The following is a 12,317-nucleotide window of genomic DNA, read 5'->3' on the forward strand; positions in this document are numbered from 1 at the left end:
TGCACACCATGATCCTGATAGTCATCGATTCCCTCGAGCGCTACTACTTCGCGAACCGCCTGGTGAACGCGGTCCGGCACGAGTACGAATTCGCGTTTCTGACGAGCGAGCCGGTCGCGCATCTCGGCCTGCTGCTGAGCGGCTACCGGTCGGTGTACCTGAACCGGCTGATGCCGATCGACGTGTCCGAGGGCCAGCCGGTCGACCGCACGCCGTACCAGCTGTCGATCGAGGTGCTGAACGGGCAGATGACCGAGGCCCGGGCGGAGCGCGAGTCGGCGGCGATCTTCCGGATCGCGTCGGAAGTCCTGCGCGGGCTGGGGGTCGAGCAGTGCGTGATGTGGAACGGGCAGCAGCTGGTGTGCCGCGCGGTGCGGCAGGCCTGCGCGGTGCACGGCGTGGCGACCCGCTTCATCGAGATCTCGAACCTGCCGGGCAAGCTGTTCGTCGATTCGCTCGGCGTCAATGCGCTGTCGACGATCAGCCGCCACCCCGAGGTCATCGATCAGCTGCCACTGCCCGACGAGGACACGCATGCGCGCTGGCTGTCGGCCTACGAACGCTACAAGCAGATGCCGCTGCCGCAAGCCAGCACGTCGTTCGCGCGCAAGGCGACGTCTGCAACCAACTATCTGCTGAAGGCGGTCAGCGGCGGCGTCGCCCGCCGGCGCCTGGCGAGCGTGCGCGCACGCAATGGAATGCCCGCGCCACGACAGGCCACCTGCATGTCGGCCGATACGCTGGCGACCTGCCGCTATGTGTTCCTGCCGCTGCAGGTGTCCGGCGATACGCAGATCAAGCTGCATTCGGACATCGGCAATCTGGACGCGATCCGCCATGCGTTCGAGTTCGCGGCGAACGAGAGCGCCGACCTGTTCGTAAAGCTGCATCCGGCCGAGACCGATGCGGCCGAGATCGACGCGATCGTGCGCCTGCAGGAGACCTATCACTTCGAGATCGTCACGTCGCCGACCACGGAGCTGCTCCGGCACGCGTATGCGGTCGTCACGATCAATTCGACGGTCGGGCTCGAGGCGATGCTGTACGGCAAGCGCGTGGTGTCGCTCGGTCGTTGCTTCTACAAGGAATTCGACCGAGAGCGGATGCTGAAGTACATCCATTCGTTCCTGGTCGACGGCATCGACTATTTCGGCGCCGCGCGCATTTCCGCCGATGCGGCCCGTCGTGTGTTCGCGAGGCGTCACTGACATGGCCGTCACGTTGCGACAAACCGCCGAGGCGATCGCCGAAGACTGCCGCCGCAATGCGTTCGTGAAGACGCGCGGTGTGGTGATCTTCTATCGCGTCGTGCATTACCTCGCCTGCCGGAGCCGGTTCACGCTGCTGGCTGGCGCGCCGCTCATCGTGCTCTACATCGTGCTGTGCGACTGGCTGATGGGCATCGAGATTCCGGTGAAGACGAAGATCGGCAAGGGGCTCGCGATTTATCACGGCACGGGCCTCGTGATCAACGGCTACGCGGAGATCGGCGATTACTGCACGCTGCGGCACGGCGTAACCATCGGCAACACCATCCGGAAGGACGGCACGATCGGCGGCGTGCCGACGATCGGCGACCACGTCGAGTTCGGCGTGCACAGCGTGGTGCTCGGCGCGGTTCGCATCGGCGACCGCGCACGCATCGGCGCCGGGGCGGTGGTGCTGCGCGACGTGCCCGACGGCCGCGTGGCCGTCGGCATTCCGGCGCGCATTCTCGACAACGGACAGGAGCCGACATGAAAGTGTTCATTCTGCATCCCGGCAAGGCGAACTATCCCGAGATCGCCGCCTACGGCCGCCGGCTGAGAACGCACGGGTTCGAGGTGTTCGACGGCGATCTCGATGCGTATGCGCGGTTTCCCGATCGGGATTTCTGCATCCTGTGGTGCATCATGGGTTTCTATCGCGCACTGCCGCCCGCGCGGTTCGTGATTCACGACTATCGGTCGCTGTCGGTCGGCCGGCTCGCGGCCGTGAAGGACCGCGTGAAGCGCGTGCTGAACGTCCGGCCCGATTTGCGGATCTTCCAGAACGAGCGGATGCGCGACGCGATGGCGTTCCGCGATGGCGTGCGCGCGTTGCTGCTGCCGATGGGCGTGCCGGACTGGATCTTCGAGGCGGCCGACGCGAACGCCGATGGCGCCGCGCGCAGCGGCGTCCATGCCGGCGCGCACGCCGGTGCCGCGCAGACGCCGTCCGCACGATTCTGCTATATCGGCGAGATGAGCCGCGAACGCGGCTTTCACAAGGTGCTGGCCGCCTACCGCGACGCGCGGCGCGACGAAACGGACACGCTCGTGCTCGTCGGCAACCCGGAGCCCGGGATTCGCGCGGCGTTCGTCGATACGCCGGGCATCCGCTTCGTCGGCCGCGTGCCGCAGCCCGAAGCGCTGCGGATCGTCCGCGACAGCGAATACGCGGTGTGCTTCTTCCCGTATCACCGGCCGCATTGCTTCCAGACGCCCACGAAGCTGCTCGAATACGCGTCGCTCGGCAAGAAGATCGTGTGCAACGACGCGCCGTCGAACGTGCGCACCGCGCACGAACTCGGCATCCAGTGCCACGTCACCGGTGCGACGATTTTCGACGAACTGTTTCCGCTGTCGCGGATTCGCGCGACGCGTCCCGACCCGGCAGCGATGAAGTCCCTCGAATGGGGGCGCGTGATCGAGCGCTCGGGCGTGCTCGCGTATATCGATGCGGTCGCGGGGCGCGGGCCCCGTGTCTGACGACGTCATTCGCCGTCGGTGCGCGACGGCTCATTCCTCCTGGAACGGATCCCGATGAAGATCATCCACATAGTTGAATCCAGCGCGACGGGCACATTGTCGATGGTGTGCCTGATCGCGAACCGCCTGGCGCGCGAAGGCCACGACGTCCATGTCATCTACTCGGTGCGGCCGGATACACCGCCCGGTCTTTCCGCGATGTTCGACACGCGCGTATCGCTGCGCCACGTCCAGATGAAAGGCGCGGGCCTGTTGCGAATAGCGGGCCGGTTGCGCGCGACGCTCAATGAAATTGGCCCGGACGTCGTGCATCTGCATTCGTCGTTCGCCGGCTTTCTCGGGCGGTTGTCGACACTATTCGCGTTGCCGAAGGCGGCATTCTTCTATAGCCCGCACTGCATTTCGTTCATGCGTCGCGATATCTCGGGTGTGAAGCGCATGGCGTTCGTCGGCCTCGAGTGGATCGCGTGCGTCCGGAAATGCCTTTACGTCGCATGCTCGGAAAGCGAAGGCCACGCGATTCGCGCATGGCTTCGCCAGCCGGTGGTGGTGGTCGAGAATGCGGTGAGCGACACCCGGTCGCCCCAGCGTTCGGGCGACGCCGAGCGACCGGCGGACGGCCCACCATGCGTGGTGACCGTCGGTGGTATCCGCGCGCAAAAGAACCCCGAGCTGTTCGCGCGGATCGCGCATGGCATGCGCGCGCGCGGCACCCGCTTCGTGTGGATCGGCGACGGCGACGCCGCAGAAAAGGCGCGGCTGGCCGAGGCCGGCGTCGAAGTCACCGGATGGCTGCCGCGCGACGAGGTCGCGCGGCAGCTTGAGCGCGCGGACGTGTACCTGTCGACGTCGTCGTGGGAAGGCATGCCGGTGTCGGTCATCGAGGCGATGCTGGCCCGCCGGCCCGTGATCGTGTCCGACTGCGCCGGCAACGTGGACGTCGTTCGCCATCTGCAGACCGGCCTGATCTATACGACGGCGTCCGACGCGATCGCGTGGCTCGAGCGCCTTGCCGGCGACGACGCACTGCGCCGGGAACTGGCGCAGCGGGCGAGCCGCGAGGCGCGGCAGCGCTTCGGCGAGGAGCGCTTGTTCGGAGAGCTCGCGCCGCTCTATGCTGCATCGGTAGCCCGCTGACGACAGCATCCGGCTGCGACCGACCGGCGCGATCGCGCGGCATCTGCCGCGCGCGGATTACGCACCCCCGGCCCCAATTTGGAGGAGAACTGTATGAATGTAACCATCACGCCGGACGTCACCGTCGGCAACGACTTGCCGTTCGTCCTGTTCGGCGGCCTCAACGTGCTCGAGAGTCTCGACTTCACGCTCGACGTTTGCAATACGTTCGTCGAGGTCACGCGCCGTCTCGGCATACCGCTGGTGTTCAAGGCCTCGTTCGACAAGGCCAATCGTTCGTCGATCCACTCGTATCGCGGCGTGGGATTCGACGAAGGGCTTCGGATCTTCGACGAGGTCAAACGCCGGTTCGGCATGCCCGTGATCACCGACGTGCATGAAGTGTGGCAGGCCGAACCGGTCTCGAAGGTCGTCGACGTGCTGCAGGTGCCGGCGTTCCTGGCGCGCCAGACGGATCTCGTGGTCGCGATCGCGCAGACCGGCAACGCGGTCAACATCAAGAAGCCGCAGTTCATGAGTCCGACGCAGATCGAGCACGTCGTGTCGAAGTGCCGCGAGGCCGGCAACGACAAGGTGATCCTGTGCGAGCGCGGCTCGTCGTTCGGTTATGACAATCTCGTCGTCGACATGCTGGGCTTTGGCCAGATGCGCGACGCGACGGGCGACTGCCCGGTGATCTTCGACGTCACGCACAGCCTGCAGATGCGCGATCCGCACGGCGCCGCGTCCGGCGGCCGGCGGCGCCAGGTGCTCGATCTCGCGCGCGCCGGCATGGCGGTCGGGCTGGCCGGGCTGTTCCTCGAAGCGCACCCGGATCCCGACCGCGCGCGCTGCGATGGCCCGAGCGCGTTGCCGCTCGCGCTGCTCGACCCGTTCCTGCAGCAGGTGAAGGCGGTGGACGACCTGGTCAAGCGGCTCGATCCGCTCGATATCCGGTGAGCGCGGTGAGCGGCGCGATGTATCGCGGGCCCGTGCGGCTGGTGCTGTTCGACGTCGACGGCGTGCTGACCGACGGCTTGCTGCATGTGACGGCGGACGGCGAGTTCATGAAAAGCTTTCACGCGCACGATGGCGTCGCGGTCGCGCTGCTGCGCGCGCATGGCATCCGCGCCGGCATCCTGTCGGGCAAGCACAGTGGCGCGCTCGCGTGGCGGGCGAAGCAGCTCGGCATCGACGTGCTCGTGACCGGCTGCGACGACAAGGGCGCCGGCTATGCGAACATCAAGGCGCGACAACAGGTCGACGATCACGAGATCGCGTATGTCGGCGACGACGTGAACGATTTGGCCGTCATCGAACGCGTCGGCGTGTCGTATGCGCCGGCCGATGCGCATCGGCTCGTCCGCGCGCGCGTCGACCATGTCGCGCGCACGGCCGGCGGCCGCGGCGTAGCCCGCGAGGTGGCCGAGCATCTGCTGACCGAGGCCGGGCTGTCGCTCGACGACGCATACCGGCCGTTGCTCGAACGATGGAGCGGTCATGACGTCGTTCAATGACGGGCGGACGGTGCACGTCGTGATTCCGGCCCGGTACGGATCGACCCGACTGCCGGGCAAGCCGCTCGTCGATCTGGAGGGCGAGCCGATGATCGTCCGCGTGCATGCGCGCGTGCGCCGCGCGCTGCCGGAGGCCGACATCGTCGTCGCGATCGACGATGCGCGCATTGCCGAGGTGCTCGATGCGCGCGGGATCCGCTTCGCGATGACCGATACCGGTCATGCGTCCGGCACCGATCGCGCGGCGGAAGTCGCGCGCGTGTCCGGCTGGCCAGACACCGACGCGGTGCTCAACGTGCAGGGCGACGAACCGCTCGTGCCGACGGCGCTGCTGCAGGCATTCGCCGGCTTTTGCGGCGCGACGCCGGACCTCGGTGTAGCGACGGTCGCCTGTCCGATCGGCGAAGTCGCGCTGCTTGACGAGCCGGCCATCGTCAAGGTCGTCGTCGATCACCGTGGACGTGCGCTGTACTTCTCGCGCGCGGCGATTCCGTTCTGCCGCGACGGACGACCGGCGGACTCAGCCGGTTCGAACGGCCTGTTCCTGCGGCACATCGGTCTCTACGGCTACGCGAACGCGACCTTGCAGGCGCTGGCACGCGCGGCGCCGTGCGAACTCGAGCAGCTGGAGAAGCTCGAGCAGTTGCGCGCGCTCTGGCTCGGCATGCCGATCGACGTGATGCGCTGGCCCGATGCGCCGCCTGCCGGCATCGATACGCCGGACGACGTCGCCCGTGTCGTCTCCCTTCTCAAACGACAAACCCATGATGCGACAGAACCATATTGAATCCGCCCGGCAGGTCTTCGAGATCGAGTCGCGGGCATTGGCCGGCGTGGCCGCACGGCTCGACGCGAATTTCGAGGAAGCGGTGGAGATCGTCCTCGCGTCGAACGGCCGCGTCGTCGTGTGCGGCATGGGCAAGTCCGGCATCGTCGGCAGGAAGATCGCCGCGACTTTGTCGAGCACGGGCACGCCCGCCTTCTTCATGCATCCGGGCGAGGCCTATCACGGCGATCTCGGCATGGTGACGCCGGACGACGCGTTTCTCGCGATTTCGAATTCCGGAGAAACGGACGAGGTGATCAAGTTGATTCCGTTCCTGCGCAGCAACGGCAACGACCTGATCGCGCTGACCGGCAATCCTGCATCGACGCTCGCGCACGCCGCGCGGGTTCATCTCGACATCGGCGTCGAACGCGAGGCGTGCCCGCTGCAACTCGCGCCGACCGCGTCGACGACGGCGACGCTCGCGATGGGCGATGCGCTGGCGGTCACACTGATGCGGGCGCGCGGCTTCCAGCCGGAACACTTCGCGCGCTTCCATCCGGGCGGCTCGCTCGGCCGCCGGCTGCTGTCCACGGTAGACGACGAAATGGCGCGCCGGAACCTGCCGTTCGTGACGGAGGACACGTCGACGCTCGACGTGCTCGACGCGATGACGCGCGGGCGGCTCGGGCTCGCGATCGTGAAGCGCCACGCCGGCTGGGGCATCGTGACCGACGGCGACATCCGCCGCGCGATCGAGCGGCATGGCGACGGCGTATTGCGGCGCACGGCGGCCGACATGATGTCGATCGAGCCGTCGACGGTGCGGCCCGGCACCCGGGTCGAGGATGCGTTGCTGCTGATGCAGCAGCAGCGGATCGGCGCGTTGCTGGTGGTCGACGGCGGTGACGTCGTCGGCGTGTTCAAGAAGTAAGGTGTCCGCTCTCCCGCCGCGCCGCTCGACGCGCGTGAGGCGCGGCCGATACCGGCGCGCGCTATTGCAGGCTTTGTGTCAGTGCACTGGACGAGGCGTCCTGGCGAAACCGGCGCACGCGCAGGAATGTGATGAAATTCGAGTCGTGCTGGTTTGCCGCCCCGCCTTCCGGGTCATCGAACGCGACGCGCAGCACCGCGACGAGGTCGCTGCCGTCGAATTGCCAGTCGACGTACTGGAAGCCGTGCCGTTTCGTGTCGGCGTGTTGCAGCAGGACGCGCCGTGCGGCCCACTGCCGCAGATCGGGCGATGACAGCAGCACCAGCGTATTGCGCACGCGCTCGAGGTTCATCCGTCCGATGCCTTTCGGCACCGCGTTGGTGATCGTCCAGTATTGATTCGACTGCGGGTCGAAGCGAATCGTGAACTTCTTGCCGGCGCCAGGCAGGTCGACGAAGTCGCGCGCCGGGTCGAACGACAGCGTGCGGCCGTCGTCGCTCGTCGTCACCAGCGCCGCTTTCTCGGGGCCGTTCGCGGTGTTCACGCGCAGCATGACGGCGGGCGCTGCGCCTGGTTTGGCGACCACGTTGCCTTCTTCCCAGGACTGGAAATTGCCTTCGAGCCAGCGTTTGTCCGACGGCAGAGGCGTGGACACGCGCCAGTTGCGTGCGTCGAGCAGGTCGCGATCGACGGGCGCGGACATCACCAGCGCGCGCAGGTCGTCACCCTCGACGCTTTCATATGCGCGCCACACGCGTCCGCGATCGACGAGGACTGGCACCGGCCCGGTGATGAAGCGCCCCGGATAGGGCAACTGCCCGGTGGCCGCATCGACCGGCGTGGTCCACGACGCGCCGCCGTCGTCGGACCGGCGAATCGACGGCGTGCCCATCGAGCGGTTGGTGCCCATCAGGTACAGCGCGCCGTTCAGCACGAACAGCGACGACCAGTACTGATCGGGCACGTCGCCGAGCCTGGACCATGTCGCGCCCTTGTCGTGCGATGTGAACACGAACACCCGGTTCTGCGCCGACGCGGCGCCGAACGTGTCGAAGCTCGCGACGTAGTCGCCGTTCGGCAGCACGGCGAGCGACGGCGAGCCGAGGTACACGCGCGTGGCGGCCGGGCTGTGCGCAATCACTGCGCCGGGCGGCGCGGGGACGGCTTCCGCGTGGGCGGCCATCGGCGCGCAGGCCATGCATAGCGCTGCGATGAGCGACCGTTTCAGCGCGCGTAACGTCGGCGCATGTCGGTGTGATGTCATGTCAGGTGTGCGAGCGGCTTGCCGCCGGCCGTGTTGGGGAGGGGACGAGCGACCGTGCGCCGGTACGGCGCGTCCTGGTCGGCCAGCACGACGAACAGCAGGATGGTGAGCCAGAGCATGCCATAGAGCACGTGATACTTGAACAGCAGGATCGGCAGCAGATAGAGCAGATACTTGCGCCGGCCCTTGCGGCGGAACAGCATGGCGAGCGTACCGAAAAACACGACGAAACCGGCCACGCCCGCGGCGAACACGAGATAGATGTAGAACGAGCTGTCCCGCACCTGATAGCCGCGCAGGTGCGTTTTCCCGACGTTGTTGCGCTCATCCCAGAACAGCCCGCCACCGAACACGCCGGCGACGACGTCGCGTTCGGATAATTCCGTCAGCACGAGCGTGCGGCTGCCGACCGCATCGTAGTCGACCGACTGGTTCACGCGCTGGTCGTACACGCCGTAGAGCCACGGCAGGCAGGCGAGCGCGACGACGATGACGCCGATCCGGGTCCGCAGCCGCCCGCGCCCGGTGAGCACGTGCAGCCCGCACAGAGCCGCGCACACCGCCATCGACGCGACCGAGAAACTGAGCAGCGCGGTGGCGAACCCGACGACGGGCGCGAGCGTGATGCGCCGCTGAGACAGCAGCAGGGCCACGGCGCTCGGGACAACCGTCATCGCATAGAACGACGGCTCGGAATACAGGCCCAGCGCGCGGATCGAGATCAGGCTGTCGGACAGCGCCTTGGTCGCGTACAGCGCTTCGGAGTCGGCTTCGCGCACGTAGCTGTCGAAGTCGACGAAGGTGCCGGTCCCGAGGTAATAGACGAGCTGGAACGTGAAGAACGCGGCGTGGACGTAGATGAGCGTCTTGCACGCAGTGTCGAGCGATTCGCGTGTGAGCACGCCGCCGGCAAACATCCAGTAGCACAGCGCGATATACGTCTGGATCAGCACGAACTTGATGAAGAAGTTTACGTAGAAATCACCGAACGCGGAAAGGATGAACGCGAGGCAGGTGCTGATCAGCCAGTACGTGCACACCGGGAACAGGTGCCGCTGCCGGTTCATCAGCGTCGGCGCGCGCAGAAAGGCGAGCGCGCACAGCAGGAAGTACGCGGCGAAGGTCGCACGCACGCTGAACGCGTTGAGCGAGAAGAACAGTACGCTGGCTGAAAAGAGCAAGGTCGACATGCGTGCGCCCGATCGGAGATTCCGGATTCGCCGCGTGCGGGCCGTTCCGGCGTCGCGCGGCGAGATGCCGTGCGGCACGCTGGGCAAGCCGCCTGTCGGGCAGGGCCGGCTTGCGCGGCGGTTCGCACGCGGAACACGCGGCCGTCATGCGGGACGGCCGCGATTCCGGCGATCAAGCATAGAGGGTTGGGCGGCCGGGCGAGCAGGGTTGTCCGATTGGCGCGGGATTCTGTCTTTTTTCGACGGGGTCGGCGCAGTCACGGCTGCAGCGCGAACCGCCCGCACAAAAACGGCGAATACATCTCGATCGCCCCCTGAATCGGCGCATGACGGCCATACGCCACTGCCGACACGGCCAGCAGCGAGCCGGCGACGAGCGCACGATACCGCGCGTCGACGCGCGGCGCGCCATGCCGCCACACGAACGCCAGCGCGACCGCCGAGCCGACGAGCCAGCCGATGATGACTTCCGACGGCGTGTGCGCGTCGTCGAACACGCGTGCGATGCCGATCAGCGCGCCGAGCGCGAGCCCGAGCCCGAGCAGCAGCGACGTGCGCGCCCGCAACTGGACGCCGCAGCCCAGCGCAAGCACGCATGCCATCGGCCAGACCGCCGACGCGAGCATCGTGTGCCCGCTGATCACGCGGAAATCGATCGCACGGATCTGGATCCCGCAGCCGGCATACAGCATCTTGGTGGCGCCGACGAGCGCCATGCCGGCCGCGAGCATCAGCGCCCATGACGTCGCGAGATGCCGCCCGGCCGTCGAGAGCGTGAGCCAGACGATGCACATGACGGCCAGCGGCAACGTCAGCGCCGCGTCGCCGAGATCGCTGACGGCAGTCCACATGACCGGGTTCGTGACGGCCGCCCGGTCAGGCGACCAGCAGCGCGGACATGCGCGTGGCGAGATAGCTTTCGAAATCCGCGGCCACTTCCGGATGCCGCAGCGCGAACTCGACCGTCGCCTTCAAATACCCGAGCTTGCTGCCGCAATCGAAGCGCGTGCCTTCGTAGCGATGGGCGAGCACCTGCTCGTCAGCGAGCAGCGACTGGATCGCGTCCGTCAACTGCAACTCGCCGCCGGCGCCGGGCCGCAGCGCGCGCAGATGCTCGAACACCTTCGGCTTCAGCACGTAACGGCCCACCACGCCGAAATTCGACGGCGCCTTCGCCGGCTCCGGCTTCTCGACGATTCCCGACAACTTGAACAAATTGTCCTCCCAGCGCTTGCCGGCGATCACACCGTACGACTTCGATGCCTCGGGCGCGATTTCCTCCACGCCGATCACCGACGCGTGATAGTGATCGAACACGTCGATCATCTGGCGCAACACGGGCGTCGGACCGTCGAGCAGGTCGTCGGCGAGGATCACCGCGAACGGCTGGTTACCGACCAGCTTCTCCGCGCACAGCACGGCATGGCCGAGCCCCAGTGCTTCGGCCTGGCGTACGTAGAAGCAGTCGACATGGCTCGGCTTGATGCTGCGAACCAGCGACAGCAGCTTCTCCTTGCCGCGTGCTTCGAGCTCCGCTTCGATCTCGTAGGACTTGTCGAAGTGATCCTCGATCGCGCGCTTGCTGCGGCCGGTCACGAAAATCATTTCGGTGATGCCGGCGTCGATCGCCTCCTCGACCGCATATTGAATCAGCGGCTTGTCCACGACCGGCAGCATTTCTTTCGGGCTGGCTTTGGTCGCGGGCAGAAATCGTGTGCCGAGACCGGCAACCGGAAATACGGCTTTCGTCACTTTCAACATGGTTGTGAGATTCCATCCGTTCAGGATCTGGCATCAACGATGCCGAGGGAAGGTGGCGACGCGTACCTGCAATCCTCGTTCGCCGGTGCCGTATCGTTCGCGCAAGTGAATTCGCGCGTCGTCCGAAAATCGTATGGGCGTTCCCGTTTCGGAAGGTGACCGAATCTAGGCTGAATCCGACAGCGACGAATTGTGACTGGCGAATTGCACGCGCCGATTTCAAGAATGTCGGATGCCATCTAGGAATTGTCGGCATGACGCCGATCGCATGACATAGATTCAGGCATCTATTACTGGACGGCCGGTCACGGCGCCGCACGCGCGGCACGCACCAACCGCCGTCGGCTCGGGAGCGGTCATGACGGAACAGGGCGATATCTTTGATGCAATCGCGGAATTCAATCGCGCGTATCTCGTGCTGGCGCAGCGCATGCTGCGTATCGACTACGAGCAGGGCAAGCGGCAATTGGGCATTTCGGATGAAATTGCCGCATCGATCGATGCGTTGACGCTGGATCAGATCGATGAACTCGCGGCTGGCGGCGAACTGGTGTGTGAATTCCGCCCCGAAAACGCGCCGGGCCGCGCGTGATCCATCTTCACGGTTTTCCCGAATGGGCGTTCGTCTCACGGCCTTCAAGCGGATTGCCTCGCGGCAATCCCGCGCTCATTCGGTCTTTTATAACGTCATATCAAGATGGAGGAATCGCATGTCCGGTTATCGCGAATTGAAGGCGCAAGCCGATGAATTGATGAGGCGCGTCGAGGAAGCGCGGCTCGCCGAACTCGACGCCGTCATCGACGAGATTCGCAGCCGAGTCGCCGAATACGGCCTGACCGCCGGACAGATCTTCGGCCGCCATGGCGGCACCGCAAAAGCGACGCCGCGCCCGAGCGGATCAGCGCCCAGGTATCGTGATCCGAAGACCGGTGCGACGTGGAGCGGACGCGGTCGCGAGCCGCGCTGGATCAAAGGCGGCCGTCGCGAGCGGTTCCTGATCGAGCGCAATGCCGGTTGATGTGAGCGGGTAACGGCGTAC

Annotated in this window: 14 protein-coding genes; 10 read left to right on the forward strand and 4 right to left on the reverse strand. The window is 66.3% G+C overall.

Annotation, left to right across the window (positions count from 1 at the left end; genetic code table 11):
- Positions 1-8 precede the first annotated feature (8 nt).
- From FFI87_RS30205 to FFI87_RS30240, 8 genes are all read left to right on the forward strand, one after another.
- Positions 9-1,208, forward strand: a complete 1,200-nt coding sequence (locus tag FFI87_RS30205) for a capsular biosynthesis protein (protein ID WP_138850827.1) — start codon at positions 9-11, stop codon at positions 1,206-1,208.
- A 1-nt stretch (position 1,209) separates the two neighbouring features.
- Positions 1,210-1,740, forward strand: a complete 531-nt coding sequence (locus tag FFI87_RS30210) for a serine O-acetyltransferase (protein WP_012372255.1) — start codon at positions 1,210-1,212, stop codon at positions 1,738-1,740.
- Entirely contained in the window at positions 1,737-2,729 is a 993-nt protein-coding gene (locus FFI87_RS30215) for a glycosyltransferase (protein ID WP_138850828.1), read from the forward strand. Before FFI87_RS30210 ends, FFI87_RS30215 begins: the two co-directional genes overlap by 4 nt.
- Before the next feature lie 54 nt (positions 2,730-2,783).
- A complete protein-coding gene (locus FFI87_RS30220; protein ID WP_138850829.1) occupies positions 2,784-3,866 on the forward strand; it encodes a glycosyltransferase in 1,083 nt (360 codons plus the stop codon).
- A 93-nt stretch (positions 3,867-3,959) separates the two neighbouring features.
- Positions 3,960-4,805, forward strand: coding sequence for a 3-deoxy-8-phosphooctulonate synthase (kdsA, locus tag FFI87_RS30225; RefSeq protein WP_138850830.1), 846 nt, complete (start codon positions 3,960-3,962; stop codon positions 4,803-4,805).
- Positions 4,806-4,810: 5 nt separating this feature from the next.
- Entirely contained in the window at positions 4,811-5,362 is a 552-nt protein-coding gene (locus tag FFI87_RS30230) for a KdsC family phosphatase (RefSeq protein ID WP_409995137.1), read from the forward strand.
- Positions 5,346-6,149, forward strand: coding sequence for a 3-deoxy-manno-octulosonate cytidylyltransferase (gene kdsB / locus FFI87_RS30235; protein WP_138850831.1), 804 nt, complete (start codon positions 5,346-5,348; stop codon positions 6,147-6,149). Before FFI87_RS30230 ends, kdsB begins: the two co-directional genes overlap by 17 nt.
- Positions 6,127-7,062: an SIS domain-containing protein gene (locus FFI87_RS30240; RefSeq protein WP_105830885.1), complete on the forward strand. Its 936-nt coding sequence runs from the start codon at positions 6,127-6,129 to the stop codon at positions 7,060-7,062. Before kdsB ends, FFI87_RS30240 begins: the two co-directional genes overlap by 23 nt.
- A gap of 61 nt (positions 7,063-7,123) precedes the next feature.
- Here FFI87_RS30240 and FFI87_RS30245 read toward each other — a convergent pair whose 3' ends face one another.
- The 4 genes from FFI87_RS30245 to galU all read right to left on the reverse strand — a co-directional run bounded on the left by FFI87_RS30245 (position 7,124) and on the right by galU (position 11,277).
- Positions 7,124-8,260: a sialidase family protein gene (locus tag FFI87_RS30245; RefSeq protein WP_012372262.1), complete on the reverse strand. Its 1,137-nt coding sequence runs from the start codon at positions 8,258-8,260 to the stop codon at positions 7,124-7,126.
- A 62-nt stretch (positions 8,261-8,322) separates the two neighbouring features.
- Positions 8,323-9,516: a hypothetical protein gene (locus tag FFI87_RS30250; protein WP_138850832.1), complete on the reverse strand. Its 1,194-nt coding sequence runs from the start codon at positions 9,514-9,516 to the stop codon at positions 8,323-8,325.
- 257 nt (positions 9,517-9,773) lie between these two features.
- Positions 9,774-10,430, reverse strand: a complete 657-nt coding sequence (locus FFI87_RS30255; RefSeq protein WP_138850833.1) for a phosphatase PAP2 family protein — start codon at positions 10,428-10,430, stop codon at positions 9,774-9,776.
- Positions 10,393-11,277, reverse strand: a complete 885-nt coding sequence (galU, locus tag FFI87_RS30260; protein WP_138850834.1) for a UTP--glucose-1-phosphate uridylyltransferase GalU — start codon at positions 11,275-11,277, stop codon at positions 10,393-10,395. Before galU ends, FFI87_RS30255 begins: the two co-directional genes overlap by 38 nt.
- 358 nt (positions 11,278-11,635) lie before the next feature.
- Here galU and FFI87_RS30265 point away from each other — a divergent pair, with 358 nt between their 5' ends.
- Both FFI87_RS30265 and FFI87_RS30270 read left to right on the forward strand, forming a co-directional pair.
- The gene (locus FFI87_RS30265; RefSeq protein ID WP_012372266.1) at positions 11,636-11,869 is read left to right on the forward strand and encodes a flagellar transcriptional regulator FlhD; all 234 of its coding nucleotides are present in this window, start codon (positions 11,636-11,638) and stop codon (positions 11,867-11,869) included.
- A gap of 118 nt (positions 11,870-11,987) precedes the next feature.
- A complete protein-coding gene (locus FFI87_RS30270; RefSeq protein WP_012372267.1) occupies positions 11,988-12,296 on the forward strand; it encodes an H-NS histone family protein in 309 nt (102 codons plus the stop codon).
- Positions 12,297-12,317: the final 21 nt, after the last annotated feature.

It is taken from the genome of Burkholderia sp. KBS0801, from assembly GCF_005937855.2.
GTDB classification, from domain to species: Bacteria; Pseudomonadota; Gammaproteobacteria; order Burkholderiales; family Burkholderiaceae; genus Burkholderia; species Burkholderia ambifaria.

Coding starts and splice junctions, on each gene's coding strand:
- FFI87_RS30205 (WP_138850827.1), top strand. CDS start 9: ATGATCCTGATAGTCATCGATTCCCTCGAGCGCTACTACTTCGCGAAC.
- FFI87_RS30215 (WP_138850828.1), top strand. CDS start 1,737: ATGAAAGTGTTCATTCTGCATCCCGGCAAGGCGAACTATCCCGAGATC.
- kdsA (WP_138850830.1), top strand. CDS start 3,960: ATGAATGTAACCATCACGCCGGACGTCACCGTCGGCAACGACTTGCCG.
- FFI87_RS30270 (WP_012372267.1), top strand. CDS start 11,988: ATGTCCGGTTATCGCGAATTGAAGGCGCAAGCCGATGAATTGATGAGG.
- FFI87_RS30265 (WP_012372266.1), top strand. CDS start 11,636: ATGACGGAACAGGGCGATATCTTTGATGCAATCGCGGAATTCAATCGC.
- FFI87_RS30240 (WP_105830885.1), top strand. CDS start 6,127: ATGATGCGACAGAACCATATTGAATCCGCCCGGCAGGTCTTCGAGATC.
- kdsB (WP_138850831.1), top strand. CDS start 5,346: ATGACGTCGTTCAATGACGGGCGGACGGTGCACGTCGTGATTCCGGCC.
- FFI87_RS30250 (WP_138850832.1), bottom strand. CDS start 9,516: ATGTCGACCTTGCTCTTTTCAGCCAGCGTACTGTTCTTCTCGCTCAAC.
- FFI87_RS30210 (WP_012372255.1), top strand. CDS start 1,210: ATGGCCGTCACGTTGCGACAAACCGCCGAGGCGATCGCCGAAGACTGC.
- FFI87_RS30220 (WP_138850829.1), top strand. CDS start 2,784: ATGAAGATCATCCACATAGTTGAATCCAGCGCGACGGGCACATTGTCG.
- FFI87_RS30245 (WP_012372262.1), bottom strand. CDS start 8,260: ATGGCCTGCGCGCCGATGGCCGCCCACGCGGAAGCCGTCCCCGCGCCG.
- galU (WP_138850834.1), bottom strand. CDS start 11,277: ATGTTGAAAGTGACGAAAGCCGTATTTCCGGTTGCCGGTCTCGGCACA.